The 16,857-nt window shown below is 63.1% G+C and carries 13 protein-coding genes; 7 read left to right on the top strand and 6 right to left on the bottom strand.

What is annotated here, in order from left to right; translation table 11 throughout:
- Nucleotides 1–30: 30 nt before the first annotated feature.
- Nucleotides 31–1,296 carry a putative Na+/H+ antiporter gene (locus J0O65_RS26035; RefSeq protein ID WP_215410020.1) on the top strand — a complete coding sequence of 422 codons (1,266 nt, stop codon included), beginning with the start codon at nt 31–33 and terminating at the stop codon, nt 1,294–1,296.
- Nucleotides 1,297–1,349: 53 nt separating this feature from the next.
- Here the strand turns inward: J0O65_RS26035 and J0O65_RS26030 are convergent, their stop codons facing one another.
- From J0O65_RS26030 to J0O65_RS26020, 3 genes are all read right to left on the bottom strand, one after another.
- The gene (locus J0O65_RS26030; RefSeq protein WP_215410019.1) at nt 1,350–3,383 is read right to left on the bottom strand and encodes a GNAT family N-acetyltransferase; all 2,034 of its coding nucleotides are present in this window, start codon (nt 3,381–3,383) and stop codon (nt 1,350–1,352) included.
- Nucleotides 3,384–3,466: 83 nt separating this feature from the next.
- Nucleotides 3,467–4,681: an MFS transporter gene (locus J0O65_RS26025; RefSeq protein ID WP_215410018.1), complete on the bottom strand. Its 1,215-nt coding sequence runs from the start codon at nt 4,679–4,681 to the stop codon at nt 3,467–3,469.
- A gap of 308 nt (nt 4,682–4,989) precedes the next feature.
- Nucleotides 4,990–6,177: an extracellular catalytic domain type 1 short-chain-length polyhydroxyalkanoate depolymerase gene (locus J0O65_RS26020; protein WP_215410017.1), complete on the bottom strand. Its 1,188-nt coding sequence runs from the start codon at nt 6,175–6,177 to the stop codon at nt 4,990–4,992.
- Nucleotides 6,178–6,415: 238 nt separating this feature from the next.
- Here J0O65_RS26020 and J0O65_RS26015 point away from each other — a divergent pair, with 238 nt between their 5' ends.
- The gene (locus J0O65_RS26015) at nt 6,416–7,000 is read left to right on the top strand and encodes a PRC-barrel domain-containing protein (protein ID WP_215410016.1); all 585 of its coding nucleotides are present in this window, start codon (nt 6,416–6,418) and stop codon (nt 6,998–7,000) included.
- Nucleotides 7,001–7,254: 254 nt separating this feature from the next.
- Here J0O65_RS26015 and hrpA read toward each other — a convergent pair whose 3' ends face one another.
- A complete protein-coding gene (hrpA, locus tag J0O65_RS26010; protein WP_251373999.1) occupies nt 7,255–11,412 on the bottom strand; it encodes an ATP-dependent RNA helicase HrpA in 4,158 nt (1,385 codons plus the stop codon).
- A gap of 129 nt (nt 11,413–11,541) precedes the next feature.
- Here hrpA and argA point away from each other — a divergent pair, with 129 nt between their 5' ends.
- Nucleotides 11,542–12,852 carry an amino-acid N-acetyltransferase gene (gene argA / locus J0O65_RS26005; protein WP_046685875.1) on the top strand — a complete coding sequence of 437 codons (1,311 nt, stop codon included), beginning with the start codon at nt 11,542–11,544 and terminating at the stop codon, nt 12,850–12,852.
- A 47-nt stretch (nt 12,853–12,899) separates the two neighbouring features.
- Here argA and kdsA read toward each other — a convergent pair whose 3' ends face one another.
- Nucleotides 12,900–13,745 carry a 3-deoxy-8-phosphooctulonate synthase gene (gene kdsA / locus J0O65_RS26000; RefSeq protein ID WP_034750794.1) on the bottom strand — a complete coding sequence of 282 codons (846 nt, stop codon included), beginning with the start codon at nt 13,743–13,745 and terminating at the stop codon, nt 12,900–12,902.
- Nucleotides 13,746–13,964: 219 nt separating this feature from the next.
- Between kdsA and J0O65_RS25995 the strand changes: the two genes are divergently transcribed.
- A complete protein-coding gene (locus J0O65_RS25995) occupies nt 13,965–14,237 on the top strand; it encodes an oxidative damage protection protein (protein WP_034750797.1) in 273 nt (90 codons plus the stop codon).
- A 178-nt stretch (nt 14,238–14,415) separates the two neighbouring features.
- Nucleotides 14,416–14,940 (top strand): DUF6622 family protein, encoded by a 525-nt coding sequence (locus J0O65_RS25990; protein ID WP_215410015.1) that lies wholly within the window; start codon nt 14,416–14,418, stop codon nt 14,938–14,940.
- Between the two features lie 36 nt (nt 14,941–14,976).
- Here J0O65_RS25990 and rpiA read toward each other — a convergent pair whose 3' ends face one another.
- Complete coding sequence (gene rpiA, locus J0O65_RS25985; RefSeq protein ID WP_215410014.1) at nt 14,977–15,654, bottom strand: ribose-5-phosphate isomerase RpiA; 678 nt, start codon at nt 15,652–15,654, stop codon at nt 14,977–14,979.
- A 207-nt stretch (nt 15,655–15,861) separates the two neighbouring features.
- On the opposite strand from rpiA, the gene J0O65_RS25980 reads away from it, so the two are divergent.
- Entirely contained in the window at nt 15,862–16,230 is a 369-nt protein-coding gene (locus tag J0O65_RS25980) for a response regulator (protein WP_215410013.1), read from the top strand.
- Between the two features lie 2 nt (nt 16,231–16,232).
- Nucleotides 16,233–16,856, top strand: coding sequence for a chemotaxis protein CheC (locus tag J0O65_RS25975; protein ID WP_215410012.1), 624 nt, complete (start codon nt 16,233–16,235; stop codon nt 16,854–16,856).
- Nucleotide 16,857 lies beyond the last annotated feature (1 nt).

Raw genomic sequence — 16,857 nt, 5'->3', positions numbered from 1 at the left:
GCGGCTTCCTCCGTCCATAAGGAAACGCATTTGACCACCATCCAACTCATCAGCGCCATCGTCTTCGGCCTTGCGCTCATCCACACCTTCGCCGCCAAGTCGTTTGAAACATTGTCGCGGCGCCATCCCCGCCATGCTGGCTTGCTGCACTTGCTGGGCGAAGTGGAAGTCGTGTTCGGCTTCTGGGCCTTCATCCTGATCATCATCATGGCCTTCGTCTCGGGCAGCGATGCGGCCATCGAGTATGCCGAGTCGCGCCATTACACGGAACCGCTGTTCGTCTTTGTCGTCATGGTCGTGGCCGCCTCGCGCCCCGTGCTCGACGCCGTGCAGCGCCTGTTGAAAGGCGTGGCGCGCGTGATGCCGCTGCGCACGGAACTGGCCCTCGTCTGGCTGGGCCTGGCGCTCGTGCCCCTGACGGGCTCCCTGATCACGGAACCGGCCGCCATGACCCTGGCCGCGCTGATGCTGGCGCCGCAAATCTTCCGCCCGGGCATCCCTGAATGGCTGAAATACGGCGCGCTGGGCGTGCTGTTCGTCAACGTTTCCATCGGCGGCACGCTCACCTCGTACGCGGCGCCGCCCGTGCTGATGGTGGCCACCACGTGGAACTGGGATAGCGCCTACATGGCCACCCACTTCGGCTGGAAGGCGGCCATCGCCGTGCTGGTCAATGCCACGGGCGTGAGCATCTTGCTGCGCAAATACCTGCACAGCAACACCGCCGACATCAAGCCGAAAGCCGGCGACGTGGAAGCGCCAAAAGTGCCGCTGGCCGTCAGCCTCGTGCACATGATCGTGCTGGCCGGCGTGGTCACCCTGGCGCACCATCCCGTGCTGTTCATCGGCCTGTTCCTGTTCTTCCTCGGCTTTGTGCAGGCGTATGAGCGCTATCAAAGCCCGCTGATCCTCAAGGAAGGCTTGCTGGTCGGCTTCTTCCTCGGCGGCCTGGTGGTGCTGGGCGGCATGCAGCAATGGTGGTTGCAGCCCATCGTCTCGAGCCTGAAGCCGCTGGCCCTGTTCTTCGGCGCGCTGGGCTTGACGGCGATTACCGACAATGCCGCCCTCACCTACCTCGGCTCGCTGATCGTCGGCATGACGGACGAAGCGAAATACATGCTGATGGCCGGCGCCGTGGCTGGCGGCGGCCTGACCGTCATCGCCAATGCGCCGAACCCGGCCGGCGTGGCCCTGCTGCGCCGCGGCTTCAAGGATGAATCGATCGGCGCCGTCGGCCTGCTGGCCGGCGCCCTGCTGCCCACCGCCGTGGCGGGCCTGGCCTTCCTGGCCCTGTAAGACTGCTCACGGGGCGGCTGCCGGCCGCCCCTGCTCTGCCTCAGTTTCCCTCCTCAGTTGCCCTCGTACACGAGAAAATGCAGCCGGTCATAGAACAGGCTGTAGGCATAGTCGAACGTGCCCACGCTGCGAAAACCCTTGTGCAGATACACTTGCAGCGCTTCGCTCTTTTCCCACACCGTCAGGGTGATGCGCGCGCAGCCCTTGCGGCTGGCCAGGTCGCGGATCTCATGGAACATCTGCCTGAATAAACCCTGGCCCCGGTATTTCTCGTCGATGGCCAGGCTGCTGACGAAACAGTCGTCGGCGCGCGCATGCGCGAGCACGAAGGCGTCATACGCATCGTCGAGCGCCTTCATGTCGTCGCGGTAATACGAGACGGCGCCGCAGGCCTGGAACTCGGCCATCGTCGCGGCCGTGAAAAAGCCGATGAAGCGCCCGTCCTCGTCATGCAGGCCGTGGATATGCGCCAGGTAGGGGTCGATGTTCTGCCGCCGCTGCAACTCGACGAATTGCAGATTGAGTTTATTGCCGAACGAGCAGTATTCGAGGTAGCTGGTGGCAAACAGCAATTTGGCCATGCGGTTCTTTTCCTCGTCGCCCAGCAGCTCGCCCGCCACCAGCGTGAGCGGCGCATGCGACAGCAGGCCCGCCTGCAACTCGTCGGCCAACGGCGCGGCATCGCCGGCGGCCGGCATGCGGCTGCCGTGGCGGCCCACGGTGGGGCGCCAGAAATTGCCGGCGGCGATATGCTGCGAACGGTGGGCCAGCAGGTAGCGGCAAAAAACGGCATTCACGCGATCGAGCTGCGGGTCGTCCGACAGCACCGAGTAATAGTGGAAATGCTCGATGTCCGCCCGCAGCTGGGCCGCATACGCCATGCGCGGCACTTCCTCGATGTCGAACACGTCGACGATGTCGGGCAGGCTCAGGGGATCGTCGAGCTGCCAGCCGATTTCATCGAGCCGCGCCACGCAGCGGGCATATGCGCGCCGTTCCTCGTCGCTCAAGGGAATGTGCATGTCGGTAATGATATCGTCCAGCAGCCGCATGCCGCGGATGCCGCCCGCCACCGCTTCCCGCGCGCCGTCATACAGCACGCAGTAGCGCTGGTAGAACTCGGCATGGCTGAGCACGGTCACGCCCAGGTTTTTCTTCCATTCGGCATAGAACTGGCCAAACAGCCGTGCCTCGAATTGCGGACAGGAACGGGGGACCTGCGCAGCGATGCCCGCATAGGCGAGGTTCACATTGCGCTGGATCACGCGCAGCGCGGCGTCGTTCTTCTTGGCGATCAGCATGCCCGTTTCATCGAGAAACAGATTCATCCAGCTGACATGCCGGCGCTCTTCGCTGCCATCATCGCTGCGCTGGAAATAATCGGGCACTTCCGGCTGCATCAGGAAAATCGTCGCCGGATTATGCGGGATCGTATCGACATCCATATACATGCCGCCGTATTCGCACATGATGAGGATGCGGAAATAATCGGACAAGGTGGCGAAGTAGCGCTGCGTGTGCAGGGTGTCGAGTATGCCGAAGCGGGCTGGCGCGAAATCCAGCGCCAGCGCGCGCAGCGAGTTGATGTGCAAGGTCGTGCCGCCGATGGCGTAGCGGCCTATCGTGTAGCGCCCGGCGCCGCCCGTGGCGCTGAAGCGCTCGTCATTGCGCAGCTGCTGCGCATCCCACACCCACAGGATGGAGACATATGGCGCGCCGCCGTTGCGCCGCACCTCGTCGAGCGCCGCGCCCCACTGCTGGATCGCTTCGGCTGCGATGGCCGGCAACGGCCCGCCCATCCAGATGCGGTGCAGATAGCGCTCGTCGTCGCCGAGCGCGCGCGTGGGGATGCAGCTGAGCGAAGAGCAGCTTGCGGCATTGAAATGGTTGAAGTTCAGGGCGACGAAGCTGCGCAGGGCGGCGATACCCGCCTGGTGCTCCGCGGCCAATTGCGCCAGATCGCTGCCGGCCGGCCGCACATCGGCCAGGGTGATGTAATCGAGTTTCAGCCGGTTGATGCGGAACTCGTATTCCAGGTTGAAAATCTTTGCTTGATCGTGTTTCGAGGCCAGGTCATCTATTTTCATGGGCGCACCATTTTCCGCAGGAGAGTGTCAATAAACGTCGCAAGAGGTAAAACAAGGTCGACAACATGCGCATCGTTGCGCCATCAGTGCCGGGCCAGCAGCACCTCGCTTTCCCGGCGCCCCGCCATGCCGCGCGTAAACAGCAGCAGGCAGGCGGCGATGACCACGATGACGGGGATATTGAGCAGCGCATACGTTTCCAGCGCATAGCCGAAGCGCTGGCACAGCACGTTGTACAGCTGCAGCCAGGCGGACAAATAAATGCAGTACAGCAAGCTCATGGCGGCCGTCGTCAAGGTCATCGATTCCTTGCTGGCCGTGAGCGCGCTGCGGATCAGGGCGCCGTTGAACAGGCCGAAGCCGATGGAATAGACGAACATGCAGGCCGCAAACACGTCGACGTGATGGCGGCCCGCAGCGGCGCCCAGCATGCCGGCGGCCGCGATCAGACCGCCCAGGCGCAGCAGGGAAACGAGGGGGAAATCCTGGCGCAGGCGCTGGATGGCGATGCTGCTGAGAACAAAGCCGGACAAAATCACGCATTGCAGCGCGATATACGTGGCGTAGGACGCGCCCATGTCCTGCAGCACGAAGAGGGGCGAAAAGCCGATCCAGGCCGTCAGGGGCACGGTGGCCAGCCCGGCCGTAAACATGCCGAACATGAAGCGCTTGTTGCTGAAAATGGCCGCATAGCTGCGCACGATGGCGGCAAGATCCGGGCGCGCGACCTTGGGTGCCGCGCGCGGCATGGTCTTGAACAGGCCCAGCAAGGACAGCAGCGCCAGCAGGCCCGAGAGAAAAAAGATGTAGCGCCAGTCCAGCCGGCTGATGATGGCGCTGCCGAGGATGGGGCCGGCCAGCGGCGCGAGGATGGTGGTGCTCGACAGGATGCTGCTCAGCTTGACGGCGGCCATGTCGTCGAACAGTTCATGGATCATGGCATAGCCGACGAAGATGAAGCAGCAGCCCATGCCCTGGATGAAACGCACGGCGAGAAACTGCTCGATCGAGGCGGTAAATGGCACGGCCACCGTGGCCAGCAGGAACAAGGTATTGCCGGTGAGCACGAGCTTGCGCTTGCCGATGATGTCGGCCAGGGGGCCCAGGAAAATCTGCAGGGAACTGCCGCCCAGCAGATACAGGCTCAGCGACAAGGGGACGAATTTTTCCTCCGCCCGGAACTCGCCGACGATGCCCAGCATCGCCGGCATGATCATGTCGTTGGACAGATAGATATTCAGTTCAAAGACGAGGAAAAACGCAAAAAACCACAGCAACTGCTTGGACTTGATGGACATGGCGCGTTCCGTAACGTGGGTGGCTGCCGTCAGTGCATGCCGGCCGTCGGGGCATGGGACGGCTGGCACGGTTCGACACTGAAAACGTGTACCAATTGTATACCAGTTAGTATTTTTAGCGCCTGTTTTTGTGATTTTTAAATACCGCAGCAATACCACTTAAGCAAAGACCGTGGTGCCGCGAGATGGGGTATCTGTGCTGAAATGGGCGCGGCCAGCGTGCCGGCGCGCGGCAGCGGTCCTGCGAGGAAGGCAAGATCGATGCGTACCAGTGCCTGCCGCGCCGTTGCGGCGCGCGGCACGGCGGCTTACCGGCGGCGGTGGCTGGCGAAGAAATCGAGCAGCATCCTGCTGGCGTCGGGCTTGGCCTTGTCATTGAACGGCAGGCTGGCGTCGCCGCCGCTCCACGCGTGTTCGAGGTGCTCGACCTGCGCCACGCGCAGCAGCACGTCCTTGCCCACCTGATAGTCGTGCAAGGCGTACGCATGGGCCGGATTGCGCCCGCCCGCCGCGCCGCCCGGCAGGCGCTGCGCCGTCACCACGGTATCGAACGGCAGGCGGTTGACGCGCACGCTCTGGCGCACCAGCTGCGCCTGGTTAATGGGCCGCACCACCTTGTCGGCCAGCCCTTGCAGCAAGATCGTGGGCAGGCGGGGAAACGCGGGCTGGCGCGCCAGCACTTCATCGATGGCCGCGTCCATGCGGGCGGCCGCGCCATGCTGCATCACGCCCAGCGCGCCGATCAGGTTATGCCCGGCGCCAAACACGGGCCCGGAATGCAGGCCCAGCGCGGCAAACAGATGGGGATGGTTCAGGGCCACGATATGCGCCATGCCGGCGCCGGCGGAAATGCCGCAGATATAGATGCGCGCGCGATCGATCGCATGGCGGACCGCCACCTGCCCGATGGCGCCGACGATCAGGCGCACGTCGCCGCCGCCCTCCTGCGTCAGCTTGTCGTACCACTTCCAGCAACGGCGCGCATGCGAGCGCAACGATTGCTGCGGATACAGCACGGCATAGCCCTTGCGCTCGGCCAGGCGGTTCATGCGCGTGCCCTCGGCAAACTGCGTGGCGCTCTGTTCGCAGCCGTGCAGCATCACCAGCAGCGGCCGGCCCCGGCTGCGCATGGCGGCGCTTGGCGCCTTGTCGGGCAGGTACAGAAAATACGGCAGGCGCCGGCCCGGCAACTGTCCCAGTTCCGGCAACGGCGCATAGTGGGCGGCCAGCCACTTGCCCGGCGGGGGCGCCGTTCGCTTGCGCACGCGCGGCGGCGACAGGGGCGCGGCAAACGGCGCCAGGGCGGGCACGGCCTCGCTGGCGGGCCTGGCGCGCGGCGTCGGCCTGGCCTTGGCCGCCGTCTTGCTGCCGGATTTGGCCTTGGGCTTGGCCGGCACGGGCCCGAACAGCACCTTGGCCAGCTGGCTCGCCGTGCGCTGCTGCGCCTTACCGGCACGCAATAGCCCGCGCAGCCATGTGGTGGCGGGCTTCACCATGGCAAGTCGCGCGCGCGCCATGGTGGAGCGTACCGCAAGTTCATCCCTGTGCAGCGTTGCATCGTCAGCATGTGCGGCCTCCTCCATAGAAAGCATAGAGTACCGCAATTGGCGGCCAGCACCGTGCATTTGCACGCTTATAAAAGTGCCGCTGGCACCATTGAGACAGATCAAGCGCGACCCGGTGCGTATGCTTAATCTGGATGCTCGATCAGCACTCACAAGAGGAGAGAACACCATGAGCTATCTGGACCGCGACATCCTGGGCATGTACCGCCACCACGACGGCCCGGGGCCTGCCCTGATGGGGGCCGACACCCTGATCGGGGACGAAGTCTACAATCACAACGACGAGGAGCTGGGCGACATCAAGGAAATCATGCTCGACATGCGTACCGGCCAGATCGCCTACGCCGTCCTGTCCTTCGGCGGCATTCTGGGCATGGGCGACAAGCTGTTTGCCGTGCCCTGGGAACGCCTGACCCTGGACACCGTCAACAAACGCTTCCTCCTGAACGTGGACAAAGACTTGCTGAAAGACGCTCCCGGTTTCGACAAGAACAACTGGCCCGACATGGGCAGCGATGCCTGGAACCAGCAGATGGAAGCGTTCTATGGCAGCGGTGCGCGCTACGGCAGCATGGCGGGCAGCCGCACGCAATCCGGCGGCGACCTGCGTGGCGGCGCCAGCCTGCAATCGGGCAGCACCGGCAGCATGTCCGGCACCTCGATGAGCGGCAGCCGCGCCGGCACGGGCAGCAGCCAGGGCGACCTGGGCTCGCGTTCGGCGCTCGGCGATGACAAGATGGATAAGCGTAGTTAACGAGAAAGGTCTTAAGTAGCGCAGAGTACGCGGCGCTTCGCCTCGGCGGCTCTGCTAATCCGGCAGAAAACGCTTCAGAATTTAGCGAACAAGCGACTATAGCCGCCCATCGTTAGTGTCACGGTGCCTCTAGAAACCGTAGCGAGCAAGCTCAATATTGCGTTGAGTAGCGCAACCGTACTCTGTAAGGGGGCGCCGAGCCGGTGAGCAACGCCGACGCGATAGTGAGCTAAGCGAGGTTTATAGAGGTACTATCACCGCTGCATCGACTCCCATACTTTTTGCAAACGCTTGGCCGACACCGGCATCGGCGTGCGCAATTCCTGCGCGAACAGGGACACGCGCAGCTCTTCCAGCATCCAGCGGAAGTCGACCAGCTTCGGGTCCGTGTTCTTGCCGGCCTGGCGGTCCCTGGTCTGGCGCAAGTAGGGAGCGGCAGCCGATTGCCATTCGGCCATCAACTTGGTGTCGCGCGCGGGGTCGGCGCGCAGCTTTTCCAGGCGCACGTTGATCGCCTTCAAATAGCGGGGGAAATGCGCCAGCTGCGTGTACTCGTTTTCCGTCAGGAAGCGTTTATGCACGAGGCCCTGCAGCTGCGCCTGGATATCGGTGGCTGCCGCCGTGGGGATATTCTGCAGGCGCTTGGGCAAGCCGTGGAATTCCGTCAGCACCTGCGACAGCAACCGGGCGATTTCATTGACCAGCAACACCAGGCGCGACTTGCCCTCCGCCTGGCGCTTGGCGAACGAGGCGGCGTCCAGCGGCAGCGGATCTTGCAGGCAGGCGATGTCGAGCGCCTTGTTGATGATTTGCTCGCGCAACTCTTCCTGCGAACCGAGGGCCATGAATTGCATGCCCATCTGCTGCAGGCCAGGGATGCTTTTCTCGACGTATTTGATCTGCTCCTTCATTTGCAGCGCGAACAATCGGCGCAAACCGACCTTGTGCGTGCGCGCGGCCACGGTCGGATCGTCAAACACTTCCAGGTCGCAATGCGTACCCTTGTCGACCAGGGCGGGGAAGCCGATCAGGGTCAGCTTGCCCTGCACGATTTCCAGCAACTCCGGCAATTCGCCAAAGGTCCAGCCCGTCAAGCCCATGTGCTGCGACACGGTGGCATTGCTTGACGCCGGTGCTGCGGCAGCGGCGTTAGCTGCGCCCTTGGCCGGCGCGCCCTTGCCTGTCGCTGCGGCGGCGCCCTGCGCTTGCGCCTGCAGCCGCGACGCCACTTGCGCGCCCGCTACCTTGGCACCCGGCGTGCCCGCGCCGGACACGCCCGACACCTCGGCCAGTTTCTGGAAACTCTGGCGCGCCTGGCCGCCGAATTCCGCCTGCAGGGTGGCCAGGTTGCGGCCCATGTCCAGCTGGCGGCCATGCTCGTCGATCACCTTGAAATTCATGAAGTGATGGGCGGGCAAGGTTTCCGGCTTGAAGTCCGTCGTCAGCACGTTGATCGTGATCTGCGTGCGGATGTCCGCGATGATGGCGTCTACAAGATCGCCGCGGCCGAACACGCCCGCCGCGTGCACGCGCTCGCAGAATTTCGCCGCATAGTCGGGCAGCGGCACGCAGTGGCGGCGCAGCTTTTGCGGCAAGGATTTTAATAGCAGATGCACTTTTTCCTTCAGCATGCCCGGCACCAGCCATTCGCAGCGCTCGCGCGGCAGCTGGTTCAAGGCATACAGCGGCACCGATAACGTCACGCCATCGCGCACACTGCCCGGTTCGAAGTGGTACGTCAGGCCCATTTCCAGGCCCGTCACCGACATGGTTTTCGGGAACAGATCCGTCGTCACGCCGGCCGCCTCGTGGCGCATCAGCTCTTCGCGGTTCAGGTACAGCAGCTTCGGATTCTCGCGCGTCGCTTCCTTGTGCCACTTCTCGAAACCGGCGCCGTTGCACACGTCGGCCGGCAGCAGCTTGTCGTAGAAGGCGGCGATCAGCTCATCGTCGACCAGCACGTCCAGGCGGCGCGACTTGTGTTCGAGGTTTTCGATGTCCTTGATCAGCTTGTGGTTGTGCGCAAAGAACGGCGCGCGCGTGTCGAAGTCGCCGCCCACGAGGGCGTCGCGAATGAAGATTTCGCGCGCTTCCGGCAAGTTGAAATTGCCGTAATTGATGCGCCGCTGGCTGTACACCACCAGGCCGTATAAAGTCGCGCGTTCGGACGCCGTCACCTGCGCCGAGCGTTTTTCCCAGCGCGGTTCGCCCCACGATTTCTTCAGCAGATGCACGCCCACTTTTTCCAGCCATTCGGGCTGGATCTGCGCCACGCAGCGCGCGTACAGGCGCGTCGTGTCGACCAGTTCGGCCGCCATGATCCACTTGCCCGGCTTTTTCAGCAGCGAGGAACCGGGCCAGATATGGAACTTGATGCCGCGCGCGCCCAGGTAGCCCGCGCCCGGCTCGTCCTCGCCCTTGAAGCCGATATTGCCCAGCAAACCGGTCAGCAGGGCCATGTGCAGGTTGTCGTAAGTGGCCGGCGCCTCATTCAAGCGCCAACCCTGCTCCTTGACGATGGTCAGCAGCTGCGAATGTACGTCGCGCCATTCGCGCAAGCGCATCTGCGACAGGAAATTCGTGCGGCAATTGTCCTGCAGTTGGCGGTTGGTTTTCTTGTGCTCGATGGCGGATTCGAACCAGCGCCAGATCTTCAGGTAGCTGAGGAATTCCGACTTCTCATCGGCGAATTTCTTGTGCGCCTCGTCGGCCGCCTGCTGGTGCTCCATCGGGCGGTCGCGCGGGTCTTGCACGGACAGGGCCGAGGCGACGATCAGCACTTCCGTCAGACACGCGTTATCGAGCGCGGCCAGGATCATGCGGCCCACGCGCGGGTCCAGGGGCAGCTTGGCCAGCTTGTTGCCCAGCGGCGTAAGCTTGTTCACGTCATCGACGGCGCCGAGTTCCTGCAGCAATTGATAACCGTCGGCGATGGCACGCGCCAGCGGCGGCTCGATGAAAGGGAAGGTTTCCACGTCCGTCAGGTGCAGCGACTTCATGCGCAGGATGACGGCCGCCAGCGAGGAGCGCAGAATTTCCGGTTCCGTGAATTTCGGGCGCAGCAAATAATCCTGCTCTTCGTACAGGCGGATGCACACGCCATCGGCCACGCGGCCGCAACGCCCGGCGCGCTGGTTGGCGGCCGACTGGGCGATCGGCTCGACCTGCAGCTGCTCGACCTTGTTGCGATAACTGTAGCGTTTCACGCGCGCCAGGCCCGCGTCGACCACGTAGCGGATGCCGGGCACGGTCAGCGACGTTTCCGCCACGTTGGTGGCCAGCACGATGCGGCGCGCATTGCTGGTCTTGAACACCCTCTCCTGCTCCTCGGCCGACAGGCGGGCGAACAGGGGCAGGATTTCCACGTGCGGCGGATGGTGCTTGCGCAGCGCTTCGGCGCAGTCGCGGATTTCGCGCTCGCCCGGCAAGAACACCAGCACGTCGCCCGAGCCGATGCGGCACAGTTCTTCCACGCCATCGACGACGGCATCCATCAGGTCGCGCTTTTCGCGCGCGGCGGCCGTGCGCTGGCCCGGCTTGTCGGCGCCGCTATTACCCGCGCCGGCACCCGGCATGGCCACCTGTTCGCGTTCCACGGGGCGATAGCGCACTTCCACCTGGTACAGACGGCCCGACACTTCGATCACGGGCGCCGGTTTTTCCGGCGTGCCGAAATGGCGCGCGAAGCGCTCGGCATCGATGGTGGCCGAGGTGATGATGATTTTCAGGTCGGGCCGGCGCGGCAGCAGCTGCTTCAGGTAGCCGAGCAGGAAATCGATGTTCAGGCTGCGTTCATGCGCTTCATCGATGATGATGGTGTCGTAGTTTTTCAACAACGGATCGGTCTGCGTCTCGGCCAGCAAGATACCGTCCGTCATCAGCTTGACGGACGCCCCCTTCGTCAAGGTGTCGGCAAAACGCACCTTGAAGCCGACCGTCTCGCCCAGCGGCGTGCCCAGCTCCTGCGCGATGCGCTTGGCCGTCGACGAGGCGGCGATACGGCGCGGCTGCGTGTGGCCAATCAAGCCCTTCTGCCCGCGTCCCAGTTCCAGGCAAATCTTCGGCAATTGGGTCGTCTTGCCGGAACCCGTCTCGCCCGAGACGATGATGACCTGGTTTTCCAGCAAGGCCTTGGCGATCTCTTCGCGCCGGCCCGAGACGGGCAAGTCTTCCGGATACGTGATCGGCGGCAGCGGGTTGCGAAACGCCTTTTCCGCCTCGCGCGCGGCGCGGGCCGCATCGCGGGCTTCGCGGCTTTCCTGCCCCTCGCGCGGCGGGCGCGCGGCCTGGGGCCTGCCCTCTCCCGATCGCTGCTGCTGTTGCTGTTTCTGCTGTTCCGCGCGCGGCGGCTGCTGCCTTTGCTGGCTCACGGGCGGGCGCTGGCGGCCCTGCGCAGGCGTGGCGGCAGGCATGGCAACATCGCCGCTGGCGGGCACGTTTGCAACGTTGGAAAGAGGGGAAGACTTATTGCTGGCTGAAGACATTGTTTTTTTACAGGTATTTTAAGCGCGCACATCGCGCAGCGAATTATAATGCGCTTAATGGAAAACCCTACCCAATTCGTCCAATGGCTGCGCTCCGTCGCGCCCTACATCCACGCCTTTCGCGGCAAGACCTTCGTGGTCGCCTTCCCCGGTGAACTCGTCAGCGCCGGGGCGCTGCAGGTGCTGGCCCATGATTTGTCCCTGCTGCATGCGCTGGACATCAATGTCACCGTCGTCTACGGCTCGCGGCCGCAGGTGGCGGAACAACTGGCCTTGCGTAACGTCGAAGGCCGCTTCCACAACGGCGTGCGCATCACGGACATCGCCGCGCTGGAATGCGCGAAGGAAGCCGCCGGCGAGCTGCGCCTCGATATCGAGGCCGCCTTCAGCCAGGGCTTGCCGAACACGCCCATGTCGCATGCGGCCATCCGTATCATTTCCGGCAACTTCATCACGGCGCGCCCGCTGGGCGTGATCGATGGCGTGGACCTGGAACTGACGGGCATCACGCGCAAGGTCGACGCCGAAACCATCCATTCCATCCTCGGTTCGGATGGCCTGGTGCTGCTGTCGCCGCTGGGCTTCTCGCCCACCGGCGAAGCGTTCAATCTCACCATGGAAGACGTGGCGTGCAGCGCCGCCATCGCCCTGCATGCGGACAAGCTGATTTTCATCACGGAAACGCCGATGATGGAAGACGCCACGGGCGTGGAAATCCGCGAACTGTCGTCGCACCAGGCCGAAGCCGTGCTGATGGCCGGCTTCCTGCCCGACGCCACGGCGTTTTACCTGAAACATTGCGTCAAGGCATGCCACAACGGCGTCGAGCGCTCGCACATCGTGCCGTTCTCGATGGATGGTTCCGCTCTGCTGGAATTGTTCACCCATGATGGCGTGGGCACCATGATCAGCCATGAAAACCTGGAAAGCCTGCGCCAGGCCACCATCGAGGACGTGGGCGGCATCATCAAACTGATCGAACCGCTGGAAGCGGACGGCACGCTGGTCAAGCGGGGCCGCGAGCTGATCGAGCGCGAAATCGATTATTTCTCCGTCATCGAGCATGATGGCGTGATCTTCGGCTGCGCCGCCCTGTACCCGTTCCCGGCGCAAAAGATGGCGGAAATGGCGTGCCTGACGGTCAATCCGGAAGTGCAAGCCCAGGGCGACGGCGAGCGCATCCTGAAACACATGGAAAACCGCGCCCGTGCCGCCGGCCTGAACAAACTGTTCGTGCTGACCACGCGCACCTCGCACTGGTTCAAGAAACGCGGTTTCGTGCCGGCCACGGTCGACGATTTGCCGAAGGATCGCCAGCATATGTATAACTGGCAGCGCAAATCCCAAGTACTCATCAAGACACTGTAAAACTGAAAAAGCCCGGCATGCCGGGCTTTTTCTTTACTGACACATCCTTATTTGATGTTCAGCGGGGCGAACGATTTCACCAGGTCGTCGAGCGCCTTCAATTGCGCCAGGAACGGTTCGAGCTGGTCCAGCGGCAGGGCGCTGGGGCCGTCGCAGCGGGCGTTGTCGGGATCAGGGTGGGCTTCGAGGAACAGGCCGGCGATGCCGACGGCCAGGCCGGCGCGGGCCAGGTCCGCCACTTGCTGGCGGCGGCCGCCCGAAGCGGCGCCACCGGGGTCGCGCTGCTGCAGCGCATGCGTGACGTCGAAGATGATCGGCAAGTCATCGCAGGTCTTTTTCATGACGCCAAAGCCCAGCATGTCGACCACCAGGTTGTCATAGCCGAGGCAGGTGCCACGGTCGCACAGGATCAATTGATCGTTGCCCGCTTCCTTGAATTTCTCGACGATATTGGCCATCTGGCCAGGACTCAAAAATTGCGGCTTCTTGATGTTGATGACTTTGCCCGTCTTCGCCAGGGCCACGACGAGGTCCGTCTGGCGCGCGAGGAAGGCCGGCAATTGCAGCACGTCGACCACTTCGGCCACCTGCTGCGCCTGCCATGGCTCATGCACGTCGGTAATCACGGGCACGCCGAACGCCGCCTTCACGTCCTGGAAGATGCGCATGCCCTCTTCCAGGCCCGGGCCGCGGTAGGAATGGATCGATGAACGGTTGGCCTTGTCGAAGCTGGCCTTGAACACATAGGGAATACCCAGTTTTTGCGTGACGCGCACATATTCTTCGCAGGCGCGCATGGCGAGATCGCGCGATTCGAGCACGTTGATGCCGCCAAACAGCGCGAAGCTGCCTGTATTGCTGACATCGATGCCATGGACTTTCACTGAGGTCATAGGGATTCCATCTTGGTTAATTGTTACTACTTGCTTGGAAGAGGCGCCGCCAGCGGCTGGCGCGATAAGCCATCTTACTAGCTAGGGCGGCGCAGATCAAATTTGATCCAGCGCAAGGGCGCGGCAAACGGCGTGTCGCCAGGCCGCGACGGCCCCGCGAGGACAGGCGCAAAGTGCCTTATAATCACGCTTTATCTCTACACTGATTCAGGAGCACAGATGGCCCGCACGATCCACTGCATCAAACTCAACAAGGAAGCCGAAGGACTGGATTTCCCGCCGTACCCGGGCGAACTGGGCAAGAAAATTTACGAATCCGTGTCGAAAGAAGCGTGGGCCGCCTGGCTCAAGCATCAGACCATGCTGGTCAATGAAAACCGCCTGAACCTGGCCGACGCGCGCGCCCGCAAATACCTGGCCACGCAGATGGAAAAGCATTTCTTCGGCGATGGCGCCGATGCCGCGATGGGCTACGTGCCGCCTACCGAGTAAGTTTTTCAGCATTCCCGCCCGTGGCCGCCGCGCCGCGGGCTGTTTCATCCCCTCCCGTTTCACGCCGCCTGAACCCGTTTCACGGCCATCCCTCCCCGTTTCGTCGCAGTCTGCTCGCCGCCCGCGCCGCCGGCTGGCACAGTACGCCCATCGACAACCTCACTCCAAGGCGGACACCATGTTGCAGCAGATATTCAGCCACACTCCCCTCTATGTCTGGGCCATCCTGGGCTTTCTCGTCTACCGGGGCGTGCTGGCCAGCCGCGCGCGCGAAGTGAGCTTGCGCAAGCTGAGCATCATTCCCCTGCTCATGCTGGCCCTGTCCCTGAGCGGCGTGCAGGGCAGCTTCGGCCTGGCCGGCGTGGCGCCGTTCGCCTGGGCAGCGGGCGCCTTGGCCGGCGCGGCGCTGGCCTGGTCGCTGACCGATGCGCGCAAGATCGTCGCCATTCCCCAGCGGGCCAGCGTGCGGCGTCCCGGCAGCTGGGCGCCGTTGATCTTGATGATGAGTATTTTCTGCCTGAAATATGCGGTGGCAGTGACGCTGGCCATCGCGCCGGCCTATGCCCATGCGAGCGGCTTCATGCTGCCCGTCTGCCTCGCCTATGGCTGCTTCAGCGGCATTTTCCTGGGCGGCCTGCTGCGCACCGTGGCCGTGTACCGCCAGGCGCACATGACAAGCGGCCCGCAAGGGGCCGCCGTGTAAAACAGGTACAAACGCCGGCCAACGCCGGCTATCATCTTAGTACGCCAGCGTACGCACGCCTTCCGGCATGCCCAGCAGGCAGACGTTCGCGCCGCGCGCGGCGAACAGGCCGACGGCGATGACGCCGACGATCTGGTTGATCTGCTGTTCCAGCGCCACCGGATCGGCAATCTGCAAGCCCAGCACGTCGATGATCTCGCCGCCGTTGTCGGTAATGAACGCTTCCGTGCCGCCGGCCTTCAGGCGCAAACGGGGCGTACCGCCCAGCGCGGCCAGCTGGCGCGAGACGGCGGCGCGCGCCATCGGCACCACTTCCACCGGCAGCGGGAAGGCGCCCAGGGTTTCCACCAGTTTGGAGCCGTCGGCGATGCAAACGAACTGTTTCGATACGGAAGCAACAATCTTTTCACGCGTCAATGCCGCGCCGCCGCCCTTGATCATGGCGCCGCTGGCCGTGATTTCATCGGCGCCGTCGATGTAGACGGCGATCGACTCGACGTCGTTCAAGTCGAAGACGGGAATGCCATGGCCGGCCAGGCGGGCGGCCGTCGCTTCGGACGACGCGACCGTCCCCTTGATGCGGTCCTTGATCTTGGCCAGCTCATCGATGAAAAAGTTGGCGGTGGAACCGGTGCCGACACCAATGATTTCACCGTCGATTACATAGGTGATGGCGGCGCGGGCTACGGCTTGCTTCAATTCGTCTTGGGTCATGGCATTCAGGCTAAAGTGAGGAATGGCGCTATTTTAACGGATTGCCAGCCCGGTCAGCCGGCCATCATGACCGATGATGCGAGCGGATACAACAGACAAAGGGGAAATCCTTGCCCTAGGGCAATTGCGCGTCCATTTACACTCTATGCCCTTTAAAATATGCGAAAATGGCACGATAGCCCCGATATGACGTTTCAGGAATAGCACATGAATCACAGTAAACAGGTACTTGTTGTCGATGACAGCCGGGTTTCACGTTTGATGTCGCATCAGTTCATCCTCAGCAAACATGCCGACTGGCAAGTAATTGAGGCGACGACGGGAGAGGAAGCCCTGGAAAAAGTCAAGACAGTCACCCCTGTGCTGATACTACTGGATGTCAACATGCCCGGCATGGGCGGCATGGCGGCGGCGGAACAATTGCGCACGCTGTGCCCGCGGACGCACATCATTCTCGTCACGGCGAATGTGCAAAACGCCACCCGCAACCGCGCCAGCGAACTCGGCGTGGGTTTCATGGAAAAACCGATCACTGAAACGCGCATCCACCAGCTGATCGAATCACTGGGACTGTGAGCATGGTCAATCTCTCCGAACTCGAGAACGATGCCCTGGTAGAGATATTCAACATCGGAGTGGGCCATGCGGCGGCGGCCATGAGCGAGATCGTCAATGAAGAAGTCACCATGTCGGTGCCGTCGATCACCTTCCTGAACCGTGCCGATGCGGCCGCCTTGCTGGGCAGCAAGAAGGATGGCGAACGCATCTGTGGCGTCAGCCAGCATTACGATGGCGCCTTCGCCACCGAAGCCATCCTGATGTTTCCCGAAGATAAGAGCCTGGAAATCGTGCGCCTGATGGTGGGCGACGCCATGCCGCTGCAGGAACTGACGGAAATGGAACAGGAGGCGATGAGCGAGATCGGCAACATCATCCTCAATTCCTGCGTCGGGACCCTGGCCAACCTGTTCGACAGCGAACTGCATGGCTCGCTGCCCTTGTACCACGTGGGCACCAGCGCGGAAATCCTGTCATCGTTCGGCGGCCAGGACGACGCCGTCGTGCTGATGCTGCATATCGACTTCGTGCTGTCCAAGCACCAGATCCATGGCTATGTGGCGTTCGTGCTCGACCTGTCCGCCTTGCACGACCTGAAACAGCAGGTCAGCCGCTACCTGGCCAAGGTCCTGGGACAGGCGTGAC

Origin of the sequence: Janthinobacterium sp. JC611 (assembly GCF_018682595.1) — a bacterium.
Lineage (GTDB): Bacteria > Pseudomonadota > Gammaproteobacteria > Burkholderiales > Burkholderiaceae_D > Janthinobacterium.
Note: the sequence above shows the minus strand (reverse complement) of the source record. Positions and strands in the feature narration are given on the sequence as shown.

Bases quoted from the DNA above. Each gene is read 5' to 3' on its own strand.
- J0O65_RS25990 (WP_215410015.1), top strand. From the start codon at position 14,416: ATGTTGCAGCAGATATTCAGCCACACTCCCCTCTATGTCTGGGCCATC.
- kdsA (WP_034750794.1), bottom strand. From the start codon at position 13,745: ATGACCTCAGTGAAAGTCCATGGCATCGATGTCAGCAATACAGGCAGC.
- argA (WP_046685875.1), top strand. From the start codon at position 11,542: ATGGAAAACCCTACCCAATTCGTCCAATGGCTGCGCTCCGTCGCGCCC.
- J0O65_RS26020 (WP_215410017.1), bottom strand. From the start codon at position 6,177: ATGGTGAAGCCCGCCACCACATGGCTGCGCGGGCTATTGCGTGCCGGT.
- J0O65_RS26025 (WP_215410018.1), bottom strand. From the start codon at position 4,681: ATGTCCATCAAGTCCAAGCAGTTGCTGTGGTTTTTTGCGTTTTTCCTC.
- hrpA (WP_251373999.1), bottom strand. From the start codon at position 11,412: ATGCCTGCCGCCACGCCTGCGCAGGGCCGCCAGCGCCCGCCCGTGAGC.
- J0O65_RS26030 (WP_215410019.1), bottom strand. From the start codon at position 3,383: ATGAAAATAGATGACCTGGCCTCGAAACACGATCAAGCAAAGATTTTC.
- J0O65_RS25975 (WP_215410012.1), top strand. From the start codon at position 16,233: ATGGTCAATCTCTCCGAACTCGAGAACGATGCCCTGGTAGAGATATTC.
- J0O65_RS25980 (WP_215410013.1), top strand. From the start codon at position 15,862: ATGAATCACAGTAAACAGGTACTTGTTGTCGATGACAGCCGGGTTTCA.
- J0O65_RS25995 (WP_034750797.1), top strand. From the start codon at position 13,965: ATGGCCCGCACGATCCACTGCATCAAACTCAACAAGGAAGCCGAAGGA.
- J0O65_RS26015 (WP_215410016.1), top strand. From the start codon at position 6,416: ATGAGCTATCTGGACCGCGACATCCTGGGCATGTACCGCCACCACGAC.
- rpiA (WP_215410014.1), bottom strand. From the start codon at position 15,654: ATGACCCAAGACGAATTGAAGCAAGCCGTAGCCCGCGCCGCCATCACC.